This window comes from Microbacterium sp. C7(2022), from assembly GCF_028823665.1.
GTDB lineage: Bacteria > Actinomycetota > Actinomycetes > Actinomycetales > Microbacteriaceae > Microbacterium.
Genome location: NZ_JAPEHV010000002.1, coordinates 327,777 through 346,207, shown reverse-complemented (window position 1 = coordinate 346,207; position 18,431 = coordinate 327,777). Strand labels below are relative to the sequence as shown.

The window sequence follows — 18,431 nt, the reverse complement described above, 5'->3', positions numbered from 1 at the left end:
GTGTGGGGTGTGTTCAGGATGTCTCAAAGCCGGCGCCGACCATGGCGTCGGGTACCGCCTTGCCCTCGGCGAGCCGATAGTTTGCGCCAACGATTGCCACGCGTCCTTCGGCGACCGCGTCGCTGATGAGTTCGGACGAGTGCAGGATTTCAGCCACAGTGTCGCGCAAGTGTTCGCGGCCGACGTGCTCGGCATCGACCGTCGAGGGAGCCACTCCATCCACGCTGGTGCTGCGGATAACGCGACGCACGGCAGGCACGATGGGTGCGATCAGTCGCCAAATGTTCGCCGGGAGCGGGGCCGCGTCCAGATCGGTGCTGTCGATTGCCGCTTTGACCGCGCCGCAGGCATCATGCCCGAGAACGACAATGAGGGGCACCTCAAGCACTGCGACCGCGTACTCCAGGCTGCCGATGACGGAGTCACTGGTGACCTGGCCGGCGTTGCGGATTACGAAGAGGTCTCCGAGGCCCTGATCGAAGATGATCTCCGCGGCAAGTCGAGAATCACTGCATCCGAACAGCGCTGCGCGCGGACGCTGCCCCGCGGCCAGCTCGTGGCGCCTCTCGACGTTTTGGTGAGGGTGCAGAGGCTCACCCGCGATGAAGCGCTCGTTGCCGCGCACCATCTCGTTCCATACGCTGACGGGGGTTTGGGTGTCGCTCACTGACTCTCCTGTCGAAGCTCGTCGATGGATGAAGATACGGATGCCGCGGCTTGAGCCATCAGGTCGTCGTCGGCGACGCCGTAGATGAGCACGGTGTCATCGCCCACCTGGGTCGAAATCGCCGCTGTGATGCCGCCGGCTCGGTCGGGATCGTCGATCGCGTAGACGGACCATTCGATGCCGTCGACCGTCATGGTGCCGTCGACATCCGCACCGCCCAGGACGCGTGTCGTCCAGGCGGGATCCGCATCGAAGCCCTGCGCGATTCGAACGAAGCCGACTTCGGGCGCGTACACGACCGTCCACGCGCTGAGGTCGTCGCGGTCGATGTATGCGCGGTTGACGCGCCAGTCGGCCGGAGCATCAGGCACGATGAGGGCGCGGCCTTCCGCGGCCGCGACATCGGCGGCGACGGCGGCGACGTCGATCGGCTCTGCTTCGGGCGGAGTGCCGCGGGGAACACCGAAGATCACGACGCCCACGATGATCAGTGTGGCGATGAGCGCGGCAATAAGGTTTCGCGCCGTCTGACTCGACCGATAGACGCGTGAAGACTCTGCCTTGCGGTCGGCGGTCTCCTGAGGAGTTTCGGGTCGTCCGAGTTCGGCGACCACACGGGGTTCGCGCGACATCAGCTCTCCGTGTTCGTGGCGTCGTTTCGTGCGGCGTCCAGCCGTTGTTTGGCGCCCACGAGCCACTCTTCGCATCGTGCGGCTAGTGCTTCACCGCGTTCCCAGAGTGCGAGGGAGTGCTCGAGGGTTGGTGCACCCTGCTCGAGTTCCGCAACGACCCGCACGAGCTCGTCGCGTGCTTGCTCGAACGACAACTGGCCGACGTCAGCGACGGGTGCGGGCTGATCGGTCATGGCCACCATCTTAGTTCGGTGTGCCGACATGCCCCGTGCCGTCGGCGGCTGGGACGGTGGCGGTTTCGTCGATTTCGCCCTCTGAGCGGGCGGCGAGCGATCCACGACCCACGGTGATGATCAGCGGCGTCGATGCGGGCGCATCTGAGGCATCGCGCACAATCATGCCGTCCTGACGATGGGCGATCGCGTATCCCCGCTCGAGAGTGGCCGCGGGTGAGAGCGCGCGCAGCGATGCGCGAAGTTCTGAGGTGCGCCGCGATGCATGATCGATCGCGCGCGCGATGCGCTCGCGGCCGCGCGATGTGAGGACGTCGAGATCCTGTGCGCGGGAGTGGATCATGCCTTCCGGCGCGCGAAGTACGGGCCGCGAACGCAACTGTTCCAACTGCGCGATGTCGTGCGTCACGCGATGCGTCAAGCGGGTGGTCAGACGCGAACGCAACTGTGCCACGAGGGCGCGCTGCTCGGCGACATCGGGCACGATGCGCTTGGCTGCATCGGTGGGAGTGGAGGCGCGTAGATCGGCGACGTCATCGAGCAACGGCCGATCGTTGTCGTGGCCGATCGCGCTGACGATGGGCGTGCCCGCTGCCGCGACGGCGCGAAGCAGGCGTTCATCGCTGAACCCCAGCAAAGTCTGCGGGTCGCCGCCTCCACGAGCGATGATGATCACGTCGACGTCGGGGTCGGCGTCCAGCGCTTCCAGCGCCCGCAGTGTCTCCGGGACGCAGCGGTCTCCCTGCACGGCGGCGTGCACGGTGCGGAACCGTACGTGCGGCCATCGCAACTGTGCGTTGCGGAGCACGTCTTTCTCTGCATCCGAATTTTGACCGGTGATGAGCCCGATCACGTGCGGCAGGAAGGGGATCGGACGCTTGCGCGAGGCATCGAAGAGTCCCTCCGCGCGTAGCTGGGCTCGCAGGCGTTCGAGTCGTTCGAGTTGATCGCCAATGCCCATGTGACGCATCGAGGCGACCGTGAAGCTGAAGTCTCCGCGTTTGACGAAATAGTCCGCCTTTACGCTCGCAACGACGTGATCGCCGACCTTGAGGTCGGCGGGGATGCGGGCAAGCGTACTGGACCAGATTCGTACGGAGATCTCGGCGTCACCGGCGAGATCTTTCAGTCGTGCGAAGACACCCCCGGATCGGGCGTTCCAGGACGTCAGTTCGCCCTCGACCCAGACGGATCCCCACGTGGAGATGAAGCCACGGATGGTGTCATTCAGGCGAGAGACTGATGTCGGGGCGTCGAGCGTCGAGTCGCGCGGGCGCACGGAGTCGGCGGGCGGTGGCTCGCCGGGGACCGGGGCGGACTGAAAGCTCGTCATGTCTGTTCTCCAGGCTCGTGCTCAGCACCGGCCGTAGAATCGTGGGGTGAGTATCAGCAGCGTGGGTCAGAGTCCGGTGAGCATGCCCATTCCTCGAGTTCCCCGGCGCCGTGAGCCACTTCAGGATATCGCCGTCCCCGGACGCAAGCGGATCCTGCTCGCCGCTCCGCGCGGGTACTGCGCAGGGGTCGACCGAGCCGTGATCGCCGTCGAGAAGGCACTGGAGCGCTTTGGGGCACCGGTGTACGTGCGCAAGCAGATCGTGCACAACATCCATGTCGTCACCGAACTCGAGCAGAAGGGTGCCATCTTCGTCGAGGAAGTCGATGAAGTCCCCGAGGGCGCTCACGTCGTCTTCAGCGCGCACGGAGTCTCACCTGCCGTGGTCGAGGGTGCGTCTGCGCGCGGATTGCGCGCCATTGACGCGACCTGCCCACTTGTCACGAAGGTGCACCGCGAGGCCGTGCGCTTCGCTCGCGACGACTTCGAGATCCTTCTCATCGGCCACGAGGGTCACGAAGAGGTCGAGGGGACTGCGGGGGAGGCGCCCGAACACGTCACCATCGTCAATTCCCCCGAAGACGCGGACCGCATCGTGGTACGCGACCCCTCGAAGGTGGTGTGGTTGTCGCAGACGACGCTGTCGGTCGACGAGACGATGGAGACTGTCAGACGCCTTCGGGTGCGTTTTCCCGAGCTGCAGGATCCGCCGTCGGATGACATCTGCTACGCGACGCAGAACCGCCAGGTTGCGATCAAGAAGGTCGCTAAGGACGCGGATCTTGTGATCGTTGTGGGTTCGGCCAACTCGTCCAACTCGGTCCGACTTGTCGAAGTCGCCCTCGAGTACGGGGCCAAGGCGGCCTATCGTGTGGACTACGCCGACGAAATCGAGCAGTCCTGGCTCGACGGCGTGGAGACGATCGGGCTGACCAGCGGAGCATCGGTTCCCGAGGTGCTTGTCGAGCAGGTGCTGGGCGATTTGGCGGGGGCAGGCTTCCGCGATGTCGAAGAAGTCCGCACGGCAGAGGAAGATCTTCTCTTCTCGCTTCCTAAGGAGCTTCGCCACGACAACTCTGGAAAGAAGGACGACCGCGCACTCGGAGGGCGAGCGCGCGCATGACGGACTCATCTGATCCTCGCCCGCGTCCGCAGTACGGCGAATACGCGACACCCGAAGAGCAGCGCGCTCGGATTCGCCAGCCAGACGTGGCGGCGGCTCTCGACGTGGGGATGCCCGCGCACGAGGTGGCTGAGCCCCCAGCTGAGACGGATGCCGCACCCGGCGCCGGCGCCGCGCACGCCGTTCCCACGCCGAAGCGTCGCCCCGTTGATCGCATCGTCACGTTCGGGTTGCTCGCGTACGGGTTGATCACCGTGGTCACATCGTTCAACACGCTCGTGGACTACAACGCCTACGCTGCCCAGGTGCTCGAGATGATGGGTGCCGACCCGGGGCTCGCCACGGGGATCGACGGTCGATCGTGGGGCGTCGCTGCGGCCCTCGTTCTCGCAGGCGGCTGGCTGCTGACAGCGGCACTCTCGTGGCTCAGCCTTGCGCGCGCGCGAATCACGTGGTGGATTCCTGTCGTCGGAGCGATCGTGTTCACCACCGTGTCGGCTGTCCTCATGCTCACTCCGCTGATGAACGATCCTGCTGTGTGGGACGCCCTCCTCGCGGGCGTCGCGGGCTGAGTTCTCGCGCGACGCCCGCACATGCAACGATGCCGTGGCGTCCCTGTCACAGGGACGCCACGGCATCAGACGTTGAGCGGCGTCAGGCGGCGAGGCTCTTTCCTGCGGAACCCAACTGCTGGGTTGCTTCGACCACGCGGGCGGCCATCGCGGACTCGGCGATCTTTCCCCATGCGCGCGGGTCGTAGGCCTTCTTGTTGCCCACTTCTCCGTCCACCTTGAGCACGCCGTCGTAGTTCTGGAACATGAAGCCTGCGACTGAACGCGTGAAGGCGTACTGGGTGTCCGTGTCGATGTTCATCTTCACCACACCGTTGGCCACAGCGAGGGCGATCTCTTCCGAGGTCGATCCGCTACCGCCGTGGAAGACGAGGTCGAGGGGCTTGTCACCCGTACCGAACTTCGCGGCAATGCCTGCCTGGATCTCGCCGAGGAGTTCAGGGCGGAGCTTCACGTTGCCGGGCTTGTAGACGCCGTGCACGTTGCCGAACGTCAGTGCCGAGATGTAGCGGCCGTTCTCGCCCAGGCCGAGTGCTTCGACGGCCTTGGTGACGTCCGCGACCGTCGTGTACAGAGCGTCGTTGGATCCTTCGTGCTGCACACCGTCCTCTTCGCCCCCCACGACACCGATTTCGACCTCGAGGATCGCGTTGATGTTCTTCAGACGGGGGAGGAGGTCCTTGGCGATCTGGATGTTCTCATCCAGCGGCACAGCGGAGCCGTCCCACATGTGGGACTGGAAGATCGGGTTGCGGCCGGCGCGCACTTCCTCTTCGGATGCTTCGATCAGCGGCATGACGAAGCCGGGCAGAGCGTCCTTGGGGCAGTGGTCGGTGTGCAGGGCGATGGTGATCGGGTAGTTCTTGGCGACTTCGGTGGCGAACTTCGCGAAGGCGAGTGCCCCTGTCGCGCGTCCCTTGACGGAGTGGCCGGCGAAGTAGTCTGCGCCGCCGGTGGTCACCTGGATGATGCCGTCGGATCCGGCCTCGGTGAGTCCCTGGAGGATGGCGTTGATCGACTGCGAACTCGCCGCGTTGATGGCGGGGTATGCGAAGCCACCGGCCTTCGCGCGGTCCAGCATCTCGGCGTACTGCTCGGGGGTTGCGACGGGCATGAAGGCTCCTTCATCGTGACAGCGGGTGCACTCAAACTCTAGCGAAGCACCTGCCGATGTCCGTGTGTGTGAACATTCGCCGTCGAGAGGTCTAGGCTCGGGATGCTGTGGGTGAAAGATTCACTAATCTTTCGTCCTTACGCACGTAAAATTTCGACCGCAATCGGTGAGATGGTGGCTACGCTGGCGGAATGGTGAGTCTGACCGCGGATATGTCCCCGCTGCATCCCGACCGAAATCTGGCCCTCGAACTGGTGCGAGCAACTGAAGCGGCGGCGATTCGCGCAGTTCCGTTTATCGGTCGCGGTGCGAAGGAGGATGCCGACGGTGCGGCTGTCGACGCCATGCGCGCGTTCTTCACCACCGTGAACTTCGACGGCACCATCGTCATCGGTGAGGGCGAGAAGGACGAAGCACCGATGCTCTTCAACGGAGAGCGTGTCGGTAACGGAAAGGGCCCGCGCGCAGACGTCGCTGTCGACCCCATCGACGGGACGTCGTTGACGGCAGCAGGACGCAACAACGCACTTTCGGTGATCGCGGTCTCCGAGCACGGCACCATGCTCGACGCCTCGAGCGTGTTCTACATGGACAAGCTGGTCACCGGGCCCGCGGGCGTCGGCGTCGTCGATATTCGACTGCCCATTGGGGAAAACATCAGACTGCTGGCGAAGGCGCTAGGCAAGCCGGTGGATGAGATCGTCGTTTCGGTGCTTCATCGCCCCCGGCACGAGGAACTCATCCGAGAGATTCGTGAGGCCGGTGCGGGAACGCGCCTGATGAGTGACGGCGACGTGGCGGGTGGCATCAACGCGGCCCGGCACAACGCCCGTACCGATATGTGCGTCGGCGTCGGCGGGAGCCCCGAGGGCATCGTTACCGCGTGCGCGATCAAGGCGCTTGGTGGACACATCCAGGGTCGGTTGTGGCCACGCGATGACGCCGAAAAGCAGAAGGGCATCGACGCCGGGCTGAAGGTTGACGGCCACGTCTACGAGGCCGATGACCTCGTGAAGGGTAGCAACACGATCTTCGTTGCGACCGGTGTCACGGATGGGCAACTCGTCGCCGGTGTTCGGCGTGATGGCGGGTACGTCTATACCGAGTCGGTTGTGCTTCGCGGTGCATCGGGGACGTTGCGCCGGATCTCTTCCGAACACCTCGTTTCTAAGTGGCTGTAGCTGCTCGTTTCGCGGTTCACTGCGCACTCTGACAGAGATTTCTGGCAGAATCGCTGGCGTGCCACGAGGCACATCGGCGGTGCGCCACGTCATCTGAGGAGGAGCCGATGTCTACACCCACCGGTGGTTCTGCGCCTCAAACGGGCGCGCAAATGGTGATCGCCAACGCTATCGATCCCGCTCGTCGCCCCGACGTTCTGCTGCGCAAGCGACGCGAAGAGGGCCACGAGATCAGTGCGTGGTGGATGATCGGTGCGTTCGTCGGGGTGTCAGCCGCAGTTATCCTCATGATGAGCTTCATCCCCGGCGGCGCCTAGTCCTCCCACGCAGCGATGCGAGATCGGATGTCTCCGATCTCGGCGGTGGCGGTGGCGGCTTCGGGGTCGCTTTCTTCTGGTGAGCGTCGCGGCGTCTCCCGTGAATCGAGAGCGTCAAGGAGTTCGGGTTGCGTGAGCGGTCGCGGTGTCGCTTCGATCGACGCCGGTGCGGAGACGGAGTCGAGTTTCGTCTGATCGATGCCGGGGAACTTCCGTGCGGTGACCAGGACGCGCGACTCTAGGGAGCCCGCGAACTTGTTGTAACTGGTGACCGTGCGCTCGATCGCCCGGCGGAGGTCGTCTGCATGCGCGGCAAGACCTCCCAGGCGGTCGTAGAGCTGTGTGCCCAGGTCGAAGAGTTGGCGTGCCTCGCGGGAGACCTCTTGCTGCGTCCACGTGTAGGCGACGGTCTTGAGCACCGCCCACAGGTTGACGGGAGAGGCGAGAGCGACGCGCTTTCCGAAGGCGTAGTCCAGAAGCGACGGGTCGGTATCGAGCGCCGCTGCGAGAAGCGATTCACTGGGGACGAAGCAAACGACAAACTCAGGGCTGGACTCGAGCCCGGCCCAGTATGACTTCCGCGCGAGCGCGTCGACGTGAGCGCGCACAGCCTTGACGTGCTTGTCCAGGAGGGCGGAACGGTGCGCCGCCTGGGCGCCCTGAGCGGTTGGCGCAATCGCGCTGGCTTCGAGGTAGGCGTCGAGAGGAACCTTGGCATCGACGGCGATCGCCTTGCCTCCGGGCAGCCGGATGACCATGTCAGGGCGTCCCGCGCCGGCATCCGATGAGATCGAGGCCTGCAGATCGAAGTCGACGTGCCGCGTGAGGCCTGCGGCTTCGACCACACGCCGCAGTTGGGTTTCACCCCATACGCCCCGTGTCGCGCCAGAGCGCAGGGCCCCGGCGAGCGACTCCGTGGTCGCGCGGAGCGCCTCGTCGGACTCGTGCGCGCGGCGCAGTTGTTCGGCGAGCGAGCCGAATTGTTCTTGGCGGTCGCGCTCGAGTTCGCTGACCTTGCCTTGCATCGCGATGAGAGTCTCTTGAACGGGGGCGAGTGCGCGCAGGATCGTCTGATCCCGTCGGTCCCGCTCCTCCCGCGCCGCATGATCCTGGCGTACCTGCTGCGACAGCTCTCGATACTGCAGTTGCTGCGCGGTGAGCTGTTCATGCATGCTCCGCCGCTCGGCGTCAGAGGCGGCGAGGCGCGCTCCCATGGCGATCATCTCGCCCGACGTCCGGGCGGCGTGTCGAGTGCCCCCGACATACAGGCCAGCGAGCAGGCCGAGCGCGAGGCAAACGGCGGCGATGATCACGACTACGAGTGCGTCCATATGCCCATGGTCACGTACACCACCGACATCGGCCGTGAGGCGCCGCCCGGGAGCGTGGCGAGCGGCGAATCAGGCGGCGAAAACCGTTCGCGCGGGTGCGTCGGTCACGGCGATCTGTGACACGCGCACCGCGTTCGCCTCCGCCAGATCGTCGATGCTGTCGTTCTGTCCTCGGCGAGCTGCATCGATCACGACGTGTGCGCACGCCAGGGCATCGGCCACAGCGTTGTGATGCGCGAATTCAGCGAACCCTGCCTCGGCGGCCACGAACGGCAGCCGGTAGGACGGAAGGTCGTACACCTTGCGCGCGATCTGGAGACTGCACGCGTACCGGTACGCCGGTAGCTCGTCGCCGGTTACCGCACAGGCACGCTTCAGCACGGCCATGTCGAAGCCAGCGTTGTGAGCGACCAGAACGTCGTCGCCGACGAACGCGATGAGATCGATCAGCTGCTCGGACCACGAGGCCGCGTCCGCGACGTCTTCTGCACAGATGCCGTGGATGCGGGTGTTGAGCTCGAAGAACTCGCCATGGCCCGGCGGCGGCTGAATCAGCCACCCTGCCGTCGTGACGACCTGGCCGTTTCGAACGCGTACGAGACCGACGGCGCACGCGGACGCGTTGCTCGAATTCGCGGTCTCGAAGTCGATCGCGGTGAAATCCAGAGGCACGCCACCACCGTCCCCCGCGGGGGCGACCACGGCGGGCAGGCGCGCCGCGCGCCGCGTAGACTGGCTTCCCGTGGCTCTCACTATCGGCATCGTCGGCCTGCCCAACGTCGGCAAGTCCACCCTCTTCAACGCACTGACCAAGAACACGGTTCTCGCGGCGAACTATCCGTTCGCCACGATCGAGCCGAACATCGGCGTGGTCAATTTGCCCGATCCCCGGCTCGACACGCTTGCCGAGATCTTCCACAGCGAGCGCATCCTTCCGGCCGCGGTGTCCTTCGTCGACATCGCCGGTATCGTCCGCGGAGCGAGCGAGGGGGAGGGCCTCGGCAACAAGTTCCTCGCGAACATCCGCGAGGCTGACGCGATCGCGCAGGTCGTCAGGGGGTTCGCTGACGACGACGTTGTGCACGTCGATGGCGCCGTCGACCCCAAGAGCGACATGGAGACCATCAACGCCGAGCTTCAGCTTGCGGATCTCGAAACTCTTGAGCGCGCCATCACGCGTTACGAGAAGGAAGTGAAGGGTCGCAAGCTCGATCCCGCAGTGCTGGCGACGGCGGTCGAGGCGAAGGACGCGCTCGAAAGGGGCGTGCTGCTCTCAGCATCCGGAATCGATCTTTCTCTCATCAAGGAACTCGGTCTGCTCACGGCAAAGCCGTTCATCTTCGTTTTCAACGTCGATGAGGCTGTGCTGACGGATGCCGCGCGAAAGGCTGAACTCGCGGCACTCGTCGCACCGGCACAGGCGGTTTTCCTCGACGCGAAGATCGAGTCCGAGCTGATCGACCTCGACCCGGAAGACGCGGCGGAGCTGCTGGCGTCGACGGGGCAGGAAGAGTCCGGACTCGACCAGCTCGCTCGCATCGGCTTTGACACGTTAGGTCTTCAGACCTACCTCACGGCCGGCCCGAAGGAAGCCCGCGCATGGACGATCGGCAAGGGCTGGAAGGCCCCGCAGGCTGCCGGCGTGATTCACACGGACTTCGAAAAGGGCTTCATCAAGGCGGAGATCATTTCGTTCACAGACCTGGTCGAAACCGGCTCCGTACTCGAAGCGCGCTCCAAGGGGAAGGCGCGCCTGGAGGGCAAAGACTACGTGATGCAGGACGGCGACGTCGTAGAGTTCCGATTTAACGTCTAGCGTTATTGACGCGATGCGTTATGCTCTTGGTCGATGATCAGGTCGTTCGGAAGTAAAGAAACCGAACGACTGTGGCGTCGCGAACGCGTGCCGTCGATCGATCCTCGGATCCACTCGGCGGCGTTGCGCAAGCTGCGTCAGGTGGGAGCCGCCGAGTCATTGGACGATCTCCGGCTCCCGCCGGGAAACCGACTCGAAGCGCTGAGAGGCGATCGTGCCGGACAACACAGCATCAGGATCAATGATCAGTGGAGGATCTGCTTCGTGTGGACCGATGCTGGACCAGAGGAGGTGGAGATCGTTGACTATCACTGACAAGATTCCCCCGATTCACCCGGGCGAGGTCCTCATGGAGGACTTCATCAAGGGCTTCGAGATCACTCAGAACAAGCTCGCGGTCGCAATCGGTGTACCGCCACGCCGCATCAACGAGATCGTGCACGGCAAGCGTGGAATCACGGCCGACACGGCTCTTCGATTCGAGCGCTATTTCGGGGTCACGGCGCAGTTCTGGCTTAATCTGCAGACGCGGTACGAGTTGGACCTAGCCGAGGACCGGGTCGCCGAGCAGATCGCGGCGATCACTCCGCTGAAGGTCGCGTGAACGACGAGCCGGTCGCTCTCCGGCGACTTCGGCGCAATGATGCGCCCGCCGTGCTCGCGGCGTTCTTGTCGAATGCAGACATGGCGCGTCAGTGCGATGTCAAGGCGATGGTCGACGCGGAGCGGTATGTCGATCGACTGATCGAAGCGGGGTCTCCGCACGAGGCATGGGCAGTCGTCGAGGACGATTCGCTGGTCGGCGTCGTCTGCGTGTCCGTTGACCATGCGAATCGTAACGGCTGGTTCTGGTATTGGATGACCGATGCTGCGAGAGGGCGCGGATGGACCGCTCGGGCGGCTGCGACGGTTGCGGACTGGGCGCTGAGCGCGCGCGGACTGGAGCGCCTCGAACTCGGGCACCGGGTGAACAACCCAGCATCGGGTGCGGTCGCCCGACGTGCCGGGTTCATCAAGGAGGGCACCGAGCGCGCGAAGTTCCTGGTCGATGGTCACCGGGTCGATGTCGACACATACGGGCGGCTGCAGTCCGATCCAGCGCCGGCACACACCGACATCCCGATGATCGGCGGGCACATTGCCCCCGCAGATGGCCGTGGGTGACGTAACGTCGTGGAGTTCCGCTTCAACGTGTAGCGCGGGTCGCGTCACCCGTGCACGGGCATCGCGGGCGGATGCAGGTACCGTGAGTGCGTGACCAGCACACGTGAGCTCAGAGATCTCCTCTCTGCCGGAAGGCGCGATGAATTGCTCGGCGCGCTTGTGGCGATCGACGCCCCGAGGCGCCGCGCACTCTCCAAGCCCTTGGTAGCGCGGGCTAGAGCGATTCTGAGCGTTCAGTTCGGATCGACTGTCTCGAGGTGGCTGCGCAGTCTCCGCAAGGACTATCCCGGCGGCTACGCGCAGTTCATCGATGCATGGGAGGGCTCGATCACCACGGGGCACTGGGATGCCGCGACGACCGTACTGCTCGCGGCCCGAACATCGGCGCAGGCGGCGAAGGTGTGGCCGATCCCCACAGGAAGTGGCTTCGCCGAGGCGCTCTATCCGGCGTTGTTCCCCGGCGACCTCTCGATCTTCTGCGAGCAGTGGTCAGCGGACTACTGGTCGAACCCGAAACATTGGGACCGTAACGCCGGTCGCGGCGTGATGTACGAGTGGGTCGAAGCGGGCCTGGTAGAGCCTCCGCGTCACGACGGTGCGGTGCTGATGTTGTTCAGCGGATTGACGGCCGAGCCCGGTCGTCCTCTGCTCCGCTGGCTTCTGGCACGACCGCAGGTCACCAGCCACTTGTTCACGCGCATCTTCGTCACACCTGGTGTGAGCGGCGCCTCGCTGGCGCAACGTGACCTCCCTCCTCATAGTGATAGTTCGCTGCGCGAGGTCGTCGTGCCGGGACTCGTGCGAGCGGGCCTGTGGACTCATGAGTTCGTCGTGCACGGCGCGCAGTCTGCGCTGCGAAGCGACCTGCCCGCCTACCAGAAGCGCTGGTTCGAGGGGGTGGCATCAGATTTCGGGAGCGCGTGAGCGTGAGAGGATTTCAGTCATGAGCGATGTTCAGATCTTCGAACCTGAGGGTCGGCGAATCCCGTACGCCGAAGAGGGGGCGGGTCCCGCGGTGATCCTCCTGCCCGGTCAAGGGCTCACCGTCGGCTACTTGGGAAACCTGGCGCACTCCGTCTCGGAAGAGGACTTCCGGGTCGTGCGGATCGGATCGCGCCGGCCGACTGATGGCGCGGAAACACTCGAGGACCTCGCTCAAGACGTGATCGATGTCATGGATGCTCTCGGCGTGGACCATGCGTGGGTCGGCGGACACGGCTTCGGCGGCTCCGTCGCGCGCGCCGTCGCGGCCGGCCACCACGACCGTGTCAACGGAGTGCTGCTGATGGGCGTCGAGAGCGATGGGCACACGACCAGCTCGCGGGACTTCCCCGGCATCCCGGAGCGACTTCACGACGACGAGGTCAGCGACATGCAAGCCGCGGCGCGGAACGCAGCCGGTCAGGCGGTACCGCTCGCAGAGGGAATCCCGGTGCTGGTGATTCAGGGCACGGACGACGAAATCACGCCGCCCAGCAACGGTGAAGCGTTGCAGCAGAGCGCCGCCGACCGAGTGAGTGTCGTTCCGATCGACGGAGCGGGGCATATGTTCCCGTTCACGCATATGACGGCGACGTCGTGGGCGATCGAGGACTACCTCGACTGGGACTGAGGTTCAGCGCCCCTGGCGCTTCTTGTAAGGCTTCGGTTGGCCCTTGACCGCAGGGGCCCGTCCCTTGCCCTTCGACGCCTTGGCTTTGCCGCCGGAAGGTGCTTTCCCACCGGCAACCGCCGGGGGAGCGGCGGCGATCTGTCGCTTCGCTTCGTCCAATAGCAATGACCCCGCAGCGGTGAGCGACCACCCGGACTTCGCCCTCGTGAACAGTGGATGCCCGACCTCGCCCTCGAGTCGGTCGATAGTCGAGTACAGCGCCGCCAGAGGGATGTCGAGGGATGCCGCCGCACGCGGCACGTGCGCATCGTGTTGCACGATCGCCACGAAGCGTCTCAGATCTGCGATCTTCACGGGGCCGTTCGCATTCGTGGTGTGGCGGGAAGCAGCATCCGATCACGGTACTACGCCCTGACCTGAGCTCGTGGGCGGGCAATCTGCGCCGCGGCGCGCCTCGCTATGGTGAGTGGGTGGCTGAGGAACCTTCGCAGAACACCGATCCGGTCGACAGCACCCCGCCCCGTGTACCCCCTGCCTCTCGCACGCGGTTCGGTCGCCCTACCGGCAAGGACGTCGTCTCGGGGTTCGTGACGGGACTATTCTCCATCCCCGAGGGCATGGCCTACGCGAGCATCGGTGGCTTCGCGGCACCGCTCGGCCTGTGGTCGGGGGTCATCCCGACGATCTTCGGATCGGTGTTCGCCCGCTCGGTGCTGATGGTGACCACGCTGACGAGCGCGATCGCTCTGTCGTCGCAGAGTGTGCTGGCCGATGCCGGCTTGCAACCCGACGACATCGGGGCCGTCGCGACACTCACGGTCATGGTCGGCGTCGTCATGCTGATCATGGGTCTGTTGAAGCTGGGCAGCGTGATGTCGTATGTGTCGACGGCAGTGATGACCGGATTCACTACCGGCATCGCCTTGCAGATCGTTGCCGGCGTCATTGGCGATGTCACCGGATACGACCCTTCCAGTCACAACACCGTGGGCAAATTCATCGACGCGTTCGTGCACGTCGACCAGTGGCAGGGGGCGCCGGTGGTCGTCGCACTCTCGACGGTCGCCGTGTGGTTCATCGTTCGGCTCGTCAGGCCGCTACGTTCGCTCGCCACGCTGATCGCACTGTTGGTGGTGACTCTTGCGTGCGTGCTGCTGCGCCCCGACATCGAGTTGGTCTCCGACATCGCCGACATCATGCGCGCCCTTCCGCCGCTGAGCTTGCCCGACCTGGCGGCTGTTCCCGCGCTGGCCAGCGGCGCTGTTGCAATCGCGCTGGTCGCCCTTGCGCAGGCCGCCGGGATCAGCGCGGCAGTGCCGAATCCCGACCGGTCACGCCCTGACACGTCGAAGGACTTCACCGCACAGGGGCTCGCGAACATCGCCGGGGGCTTCTTCTCCGCGCTTCCCACCGGGGGGTCGCTCTCCCGCACCGGTGTCGCGACGAGCGCAGGAGCGTCGACACGTTGGTCGGGTATCTTCGCCGGCGCGTGGCTGGCGATCGTCGTGCTCTTGGTTGGCCCGTGGGCGGGCTACATCCCCATGGCGGTGATCGGCGGGCTCATGCTCGTGATCGGGGGAGAGCTCATCGTAGGTCGGCGCCGTGACATCGCCCTCATCTTGCAGACGTCCTGGATGTCGGTGGCCGCCATGGTCGTGACCTTCGTCGCGACAACGGCCCTTCCGCTGCAGCAGGCGATCTTTCTGGGTGCCGGGTTGTCTATCGTCCTCACCGCAGCCGCGCTGGCACGCCACGGCCGCCTCATTCAACTCGTCCCGCAAGCGGATGGTGATTGGAGTATCGCCGAGCCCCCTCCCGTGCTCGAGTCGCATCGAACGACCGTCCTTCACTATTCCGGGACTGGTCTGTTCTCCGAGGTGAACACGGTTGTCGAGGAGTGGCCCGACTTGTCGCACGCGACCGATGCGGCGATCGTTTTCTCTCTGCGCACGGCCGCGACTGTCCCCTCTGCGACGTTTTTCAAGGCGTTCCGTACGCAGGCCGACCGATTGCGTGAACAGGGCATCGCGCTCGTGATTTGCGGAGTGCCGCCGCGATACCTGCGGACGCTGCGACGGGCGGGTGTTCTCGACGATGTCGACGCGGCGAACGTCATTCCCGCGAGTTCCACGCTCATGGGCGCGTTGACAACGGCATACCAGCGCGCCGAAGAACTTCGTTCTGAGATGAGGAATACGCGAGAGCAATCCCACGGGAACGACACCCTGTAGGCGCGCCCGGGTCGGGATACATGCCTGTCGAGGCATCCGACCGCACGTAGGCTCGCCACACGGGTCCTACGACAGGGCCTGCTCATTCAGCTTTGGCTCCCGGGTCGCCGCTGTCGACCAGAGGAGCCGCATGGCCTCGATCGCCCCCGCACCCACGCTCGGTCCCGTTCGTCAAACGTATGCGAGCGCTCAGACCTTCCCGCCGATGGCGCGCGCGTACACACACGTGTCGCAAGTGATCAAAGAGACGGGGCTGCTTGCCCGCACGCCCTGGTTCTACGCGCTCGTCGGTGCGGCGCTCGTCCTTGCCTTCGGTGGTGTCGTCGCAGGTTTCATCCTGCTCGGTGATTCGTGGTTCCAGCTCCTGATGGCGGCCGCGCTCGGCGTCATCATGACCCAGGTCGCTTTTCTTGGACACGAAGCAGCCCACAAGCAGATCCTTACGGGTGGCCGCGCCAACACGCGTCTGGCGCGTGTGCTCGCCGCGGGTGTGGTCGGGATGAGCCTGTCGTGGTGGGACGCCAAACACAGCCGTCATCACGCCAACCCCAATCGCGTGGGCAAGGACCCCGACATCGAGGTCGACACGATCTCGTTCTTGGAAGAGGATGCCGCGGCCTCACGCGGCTTCATCCGGGTGCTGACCCGAAAGCAGGGCTACCTCTTCTTCCCGCTCCTGATGCTCGAAGGCGTGAACTTGCACTATCTCGGCCTCAAGCATCTGCTGACGACGCCGGGCAAGGTGGAGGGCCGTGCGTTGGAGATCGTTTTGATTCTGACCCGCCTTGCGATCGTGATCGTCCCGGTGTTCCTCCTGTTACCACTGGGCATGGCGTTTGCATTCATGGGCGTTCAGCTCGCCGTGTTCGGCGTCTACATGGGCGCCGCGTTCGCGCCCAACCACAAGGGGATGCCGATCATTGCGCCCGACGCGCGATTGGACTTCTTCAGCAAGCAGGTGAGGACCTCTCGCAACGTCTCGGGCGGCTGGTGGGCGACGTGGCTCATGGGTGGGCTCAACTATCAGGTTGAGCATCACCTCTTCCCGAGCATGTCGCGCATCCACCTCTCGCGTGCTCGCGAGATTGTGCGTGATCAGTGTGAGACGCTCGGCGTTCCGTACACCGAGACGAGCCTGGTGCGTTCGTACGCCATCGTCATCGAGTACCTCAACCGCGTCGGACTCGCCGCGCGGGATCCCTTCGATTGCCCGATGGTTGGCGAGTACCGTCGTGCCTAACCGCGTTACGATTGCCGTATGACTTCCTCCAACGACACCGTTACCCTTCAGCCCGTACCCGACGAGAAGAACCTTCTCGCCCCCGCCGAGAGCGCGGGCGGTTGCTGCGGCGGCACCAGCTGCGGCACCAACTGAGGACGCGCCTTCCGCAACGAAACGACCCTGCACTGCCGAGCGGCAGTTCAGGGTCGTTTCGTTTGGCTACGGTTCCGCGTGTGGGCGCGCCGGCGGCTCGCCGCTCAGTGCACAGGCGGCGGCGCGTCGAGGTCGTCTGCGGGCTTGCGAATCAGGAAGGCCCCGACGATGGTGAGCAAGGACAGGATCGCTCCGACTAGGAACGCCGAGTGGATGCCCTGGGCCTCTGCCGCGATGGCGTCGGCGCCAGCGGCGCCCGTGCCCGCCGCGACCGATGACATGATGCCGATCATGAGGGCGATGCCCGCGGCGCCGGCAACCTGCTGGGCGGTGCTGACAATGGCGCTGCCGTATGAGTAATAGCGCGGTTGCAGTGATCCGAGGGACGCGGTGAATAGGGGGGTGAACGACAGTGCGAGGCCGATCGAGAGCACCGTGTGAACGGAGATCACGAGCCACAGCGGCGTGTGCTGATCGTACGTGGTGCTCAGCCACAGCATCCCACTGGTGAGAACGGCTCCGGGTACGAGGAGCACTCGCGTGCCCGCACGGTCGTAGATGCGCCCGATCACGGGACCGGCGAAGCCCATCGCGAGCGCGCCCGGCAGGAGTACGAGACCCGAGATGAGGGGATCGAGCGCGAGCACCTGCTGCAGGTAGAGCGGGAGGAGCGTGATCGCGCCGAAGAAGACCAGCGAGATGACGACCATCTGCCCGAGCGCGAGGGAGAAGTTGGCGCTCGTGAACACGCGCAGGTCGAGCAGTGCTTCGTCGGTGCGCTGCAACACGAGTTGGCGCCACACGAAGAACCCGAGGGAGATGACCCCGACCACGAGGGCGATGATGAGCGAGGTGCTGGCTATCGCGTCGGCCGCAGCTGCGTCGCCGCCGCCCGCGCCGTGCCCGCCACCGCCGAGCTGGCTGAGCCCGTAGACGAGCCCGCCGAAGCCGAGCGCTGACAGGATCACGGACAGGATGTCGATGCGGGCGTGGGTGTTCTCGCCCAAGTTGTGGATCCACTTCGCGCCGACGAACAACGCGACCAAAGCGATGGGCAGGATCGCACCGAAAATCCACCGCCATCCGGCGGTCTGCAGGATCAGCCCTGACAGGCTCGGACCGATGGCGGGGGCGAGCGCGATCACGACGCTGACGCGGCCCATCATGGCGCCGCGAGAGTGAGCAGGCACGACCGTCATGATCGTGGTCATGAGCAACGGCATGAGGATCGCGGTGCCCGACGCTTGCACGACGCGTGCGGCGAGCAGAACCTCGAACCCGGGTGCCAGGAATGCAACCAACGTGCCGGCCGAGAACAGCGTCATCGCCGAAACGAACATCGCTCGCGTGCTGAAACGCCGGATCAGGAATCCGGTGATGGGGATCACCACGGCCATGGTGAGCATGAACGCTGTCGTCAGCCACTGTGCGGCGACGGCGGTGATTCCCAACGTCAGAATCAGTTGCGGGATCGCGATACCCATGGTCGTCTCATTGAGGATCGCGACGAAGGCGGCCGACAGCAGCACCCAGATCACGCGTGACCCCTCAGCAGAGAGAGTCGCGGGCGCGGGCGTACGGATGTTGCCCGTATCGGGGGTGGTATCGATCGCCGCCATGGGGCCTCCTGGGTCGGGTGCAACGACCCGGGGGCGTGCACGAACGGCCATCCTCGGATGGCAAGCTTTCACCATAACTCAGGGGTCGGACTTTGCATTCCCGTCGGGGCC

21 protein-coding genes are annotated in these 18,431 nt (G+C 65.1%); 12 read left to right on the top strand and 9 right to left on the bottom strand.

Annotated features, from left to right (window positions below; all coding sequences use genetic code 11):
• Positions 1 to 13 precede the first annotated feature (13 nt).
• The 4 genes from ON062_RS03725 to xseA are packed head-to-tail and all read right to left on the bottom strand — an operon-like array spanning position 14 to position 2,865.
• Positions 14 to 628, bottom strand: a complete 615-nt coding sequence (locus ON062_RS03725) for a carbonic anhydrase (protein ID WP_274645884.1) — start codon at positions 626 to 628, stop codon at positions 14 to 16.
• 35 nt (positions 629 to 663) lie between these two features.
• Positions 664 to 1,299: a DUF4245 family protein gene (locus ON062_RS03720; protein ID WP_274645775.1), complete on the bottom strand. Its 636-nt coding sequence runs from the start codon at positions 1,297 to 1,299 to the stop codon at positions 664 to 666.
• Positions 1,299 to 1,532: an exodeoxyribonuclease VII small subunit gene (locus ON062_RS03715; RefSeq protein ID WP_274645774.1), complete on the bottom strand. Its 234-nt coding sequence runs from the start codon at positions 1,530 to 1,532 to the stop codon at positions 1,299 to 1,301. The genes ON062_RS03720 and ON062_RS03715 overlap by 1 nt, the downstream gene beginning before the upstream one ends.
• Before the next feature lie 10 nt (positions 1,533 to 1,542).
• Positions 1,543 to 2,865 carry an exodeoxyribonuclease VII large subunit gene (gene xseA / locus ON062_RS03710; protein WP_274645773.1) on the bottom strand — a complete coding sequence of 441 codons (1,323 nt, stop codon included), beginning with the start codon at positions 2,863 to 2,865 and terminating at the stop codon, positions 1,543 to 1,545.
• An 82-nt stretch (positions 2,866 to 2,947) separates the two neighbouring features.
• On the opposite strand from xseA, the gene ON062_RS03705 reads away from it, so the two are divergent.
• Both ON062_RS03705 and ON062_RS03700 read left to right on the top strand, forming a co-directional pair.
• Positions 2,948 to 3,988, top strand: coding sequence for a 4-hydroxy-3-methylbut-2-enyl diphosphate reductase (locus ON062_RS03705; RefSeq protein WP_274645883.1), 1,041 nt, complete (start codon positions 2,948 to 2,950; stop codon positions 3,986 to 3,988).
• Entirely contained in the window at positions 3,985 to 4,560 is a 576-nt protein-coding gene (locus ON062_RS03700; protein ID WP_274645772.1) for a DUF6264 family protein, read from the top strand. The genes ON062_RS03705 and ON062_RS03700 overlap by 4 nt, the downstream gene beginning before the upstream one ends.
• Before the next feature lie 82 nt (positions 4,561 to 4,642).
• On the opposite strand, the gene fbaA is transcribed toward ON062_RS03700, so the two are convergent.
• Complete coding sequence (gene fbaA / locus ON062_RS03695) at positions 4,643 to 5,674, bottom strand: class II fructose-bisphosphate aldolase (RefSeq protein ID WP_274645771.1); 1,032 nt, start codon at positions 5,672 to 5,674, stop codon at positions 4,643 to 4,645.
• Between the two features lie 191 nt (positions 5,675 to 5,865).
• Between fbaA and glpX the strand changes: the two genes are divergently transcribed.
• Positions 5,866 to 6,855 carry a class II fructose-bisphosphatase gene (glpX, locus tag ON062_RS03690; protein WP_274645770.1) on the top strand — a complete coding sequence of 330 codons (990 nt, stop codon included), beginning with the start codon at positions 5,866 to 5,868 and terminating at the stop codon, positions 6,853 to 6,855.
• A 107-nt stretch (positions 6,856 to 6,962) separates the two neighbouring features.
• The gene (locus ON062_RS03685; protein WP_274645769.1) at positions 6,963 to 7,172 is read left to right on the top strand and encodes a UDP-N-acetylmuramyl pentapeptide phosphotransferase; all 210 of its coding nucleotides are present in this window, start codon (positions 6,963 to 6,965) and stop codon (positions 7,170 to 7,172) included.
• On the opposite strand, the gene ON062_RS03680 is transcribed toward ON062_RS03685, so the two are convergent.
• A complete protein-coding gene (locus ON062_RS03680; RefSeq protein ID WP_274645768.1) occupies positions 7,169 to 8,503 on the bottom strand; it encodes a DNA recombination protein RmuC in 1,335 nt (444 codons plus the stop codon). The two genes, ON062_RS03685 and ON062_RS03680, sit on opposite strands and share 4 nt — an antisense overlap.
• Positions 8,504 to 8,572: 69 nt before the next feature.
• Complete coding sequence (locus tag ON062_RS03675) at positions 8,573 to 9,175, bottom strand: exonuclease domain-containing protein (RefSeq protein WP_274645767.1); 603 nt, start codon at positions 9,173 to 9,175, stop codon at positions 8,573 to 8,575.
• 70 nt (positions 9,176 to 9,245) lie between these two features.
• On the opposite strand from ON062_RS03675, the gene ychF reads away from it, so the two are divergent.
• The 6 genes from ychF to ON062_RS03645 all read left to right on the top strand — a co-directional run bounded on the left by ychF (position 9,246) and on the right by ON062_RS03645 (position 13,095).
• Positions 9,246 to 10,319: a redox-regulated ATPase YchF gene (gene ychF / locus ON062_RS03670; protein ID WP_274645766.1), complete on the top strand. Its 1,074-nt coding sequence runs from the start codon at positions 9,246 to 9,248 to the stop codon at positions 10,317 to 10,319.
• A gap of 33 nt (positions 10,320 to 10,352) precedes the next feature.
• Complete coding sequence (locus tag ON062_RS03665; RefSeq protein ID WP_274645765.1) at positions 10,353 to 10,634, top strand: type II toxin-antitoxin system RelE/ParE family toxin; 282 nt, start codon at positions 10,353 to 10,355, stop codon at positions 10,632 to 10,634.
• Complete coding sequence (locus ON062_RS03660; protein ID WP_274645764.1) at positions 10,621 to 10,923, top strand: HigA family addiction module antitoxin; 303 nt, start codon at positions 10,621 to 10,623, stop codon at positions 10,921 to 10,923. The genes ON062_RS03665 and ON062_RS03660 overlap by 14 nt, the downstream gene beginning before the upstream one ends.
• Positions 10,920 to 11,483 (top strand): GNAT family N-acetyltransferase, encoded by a 564-nt coding sequence (locus ON062_RS03655; RefSeq protein WP_274645763.1) that lies wholly within the window; start codon positions 10,920 to 10,922, stop codon positions 11,481 to 11,483. Before ON062_RS03660 ends, ON062_RS03655 begins: the two co-directional genes overlap by 4 nt.
• 90 nt (positions 11,484 to 11,573) lie before the next feature.
• Positions 11,574 to 12,407, top strand: a complete 834-nt coding sequence (locus tag ON062_RS03650) for a hypothetical protein (protein WP_274645762.1) — start codon at positions 11,574 to 11,576, stop codon at positions 12,405 to 12,407.
• Between the two features lie 19 nt (positions 12,408 to 12,426).
• Complete coding sequence (locus ON062_RS03645; protein ID WP_274645761.1) at positions 12,427 to 13,095, top strand: alpha/beta fold hydrolase; 669 nt, start codon at positions 12,427 to 12,429, stop codon at positions 13,093 to 13,095.
• Between the two features lie 3 nt (positions 13,096 to 13,098).
• Here ON062_RS03645 and ON062_RS03640 read toward each other — a convergent pair whose 3' ends face one another.
• Complete coding sequence (locus tag ON062_RS03640) at positions 13,099 to 13,449, bottom strand: LysR family transcriptional regulator (RefSeq protein WP_274645760.1); 351 nt, start codon at positions 13,447 to 13,449, stop codon at positions 13,099 to 13,101.
• A 116-nt stretch (positions 13,450 to 13,565) separates the two neighbouring features.
• Here ON062_RS03640 and ON062_RS03635 point away from each other — a divergent pair, with 116 nt between their 5' ends.
• Positions 13,566 to 15,326 (top strand): solute carrier family 23 protein, encoded by a 1,761-nt coding sequence (locus ON062_RS03635; RefSeq protein ID WP_274645759.1) that lies wholly within the window; start codon positions 13,566 to 13,568, stop codon positions 15,324 to 15,326.
• 130 nt (positions 15,327 to 15,456) lie between these two features.
• A complete protein-coding gene (locus ON062_RS03630; RefSeq protein WP_274645758.1) occupies positions 15,457 to 16,566 on the top strand; it encodes an acyl-CoA desaturase in 1,110 nt (369 codons plus the stop codon).
• 239 nt (positions 16,567 to 16,805) lie between these two features.
• Here ON062_RS03630 and ON062_RS03625 read toward each other — a convergent pair whose 3' ends face one another.
• Positions 16,806 to 18,320, bottom strand: a complete 1,515-nt coding sequence (locus ON062_RS03625) for a DHA2 family efflux MFS transporter permease subunit (protein WP_274645757.1) — start codon at positions 18,318 to 18,320, stop codon at positions 16,806 to 16,808.
• Between the last annotated feature and the right edge of the window lie 111 nt (positions 18,321 to 18,431).

Coding starts and splice junctions, on each gene's coding strand:
- ON062_RS03645 (WP_274645761.1), top strand. CDS start 12,427: ATGAGCGATGTTCAGATCTTCGAACCTGAGGGTCGGCGAATCCCGTAC.
- ON062_RS03705 (WP_274645883.1), top strand. CDS start 2,948: ATGCCCATTCCTCGAGTTCCCCGGCGCCGTGAGCCACTTCAGGATATC.
- ON062_RS03680 (WP_274645768.1), bottom strand. CDS start 8,503: ATGGACGCACTCGTAGTCGTGATCATCGCCGCCGTTTGCCTCGCGCTC.
- ON062_RS03715 (WP_274645774.1), bottom strand. CDS start 1,532: ATGACCGATCAGCCCGCACCCGTCGCTGACGTCGGCCAGTTGTCGTTC.
- xseA (WP_274645773.1), bottom strand. CDS start 2,865: ATGACGAGCTTTCAGTCCGCCCCGGTCCCCGGCGAGCCACCGCCCGCC.
- ON062_RS03625 (WP_274645757.1), bottom strand. CDS start 18,320: ATGGCGGCGATCGATACCACCCCCGATACGGGCAACATCCGTACGCCC.
- ON062_RS03630 (WP_274645758.1), top strand. CDS start 15,457: ATGGCCTCGATCGCCCCCGCACCCACGCTCGGTCCCGTTCGTCAAACG.
- ON062_RS03665 (WP_274645765.1), top strand. CDS start 10,353: ATGATCAGGTCGTTCGGAAGTAAAGAAACCGAACGACTGTGGCGTCGC.
- ON062_RS03720 (WP_274645775.1), bottom strand. CDS start 1,299: ATGTCGCGCGAACCCCGTGTGGTCGCCGAACTCGGACGACCCGAAACT.
- ON062_RS03725 (WP_274645884.1), bottom strand. CDS start 628: ATGGTGCGCGGCAACGAGCGCTTCATCGCGGGTGAGCCTCTGCACCCT.
- glpX (WP_274645770.1), top strand. CDS start 5,866: ATGGTGAGTCTGACCGCGGATATGTCCCCGCTGCATCCCGACCGAAAT.
- fbaA (WP_274645771.1), bottom strand. CDS start 5,674: ATGCCCGTCGCAACCCCCGAGCAGTACGCCGAGATGCTGGACCGCGCG.
- ON062_RS03685 (WP_274645769.1), top strand. CDS start 6,963: ATGTCTACACCCACCGGTGGTTCTGCGCCTCAAACGGGCGCGCAAATG.
- ON062_RS03700 (WP_274645772.1), top strand. CDS start 3,985: ATGACGGACTCATCTGATCCTCGCCCGCGTCCGCAGTACGGCGAATAC.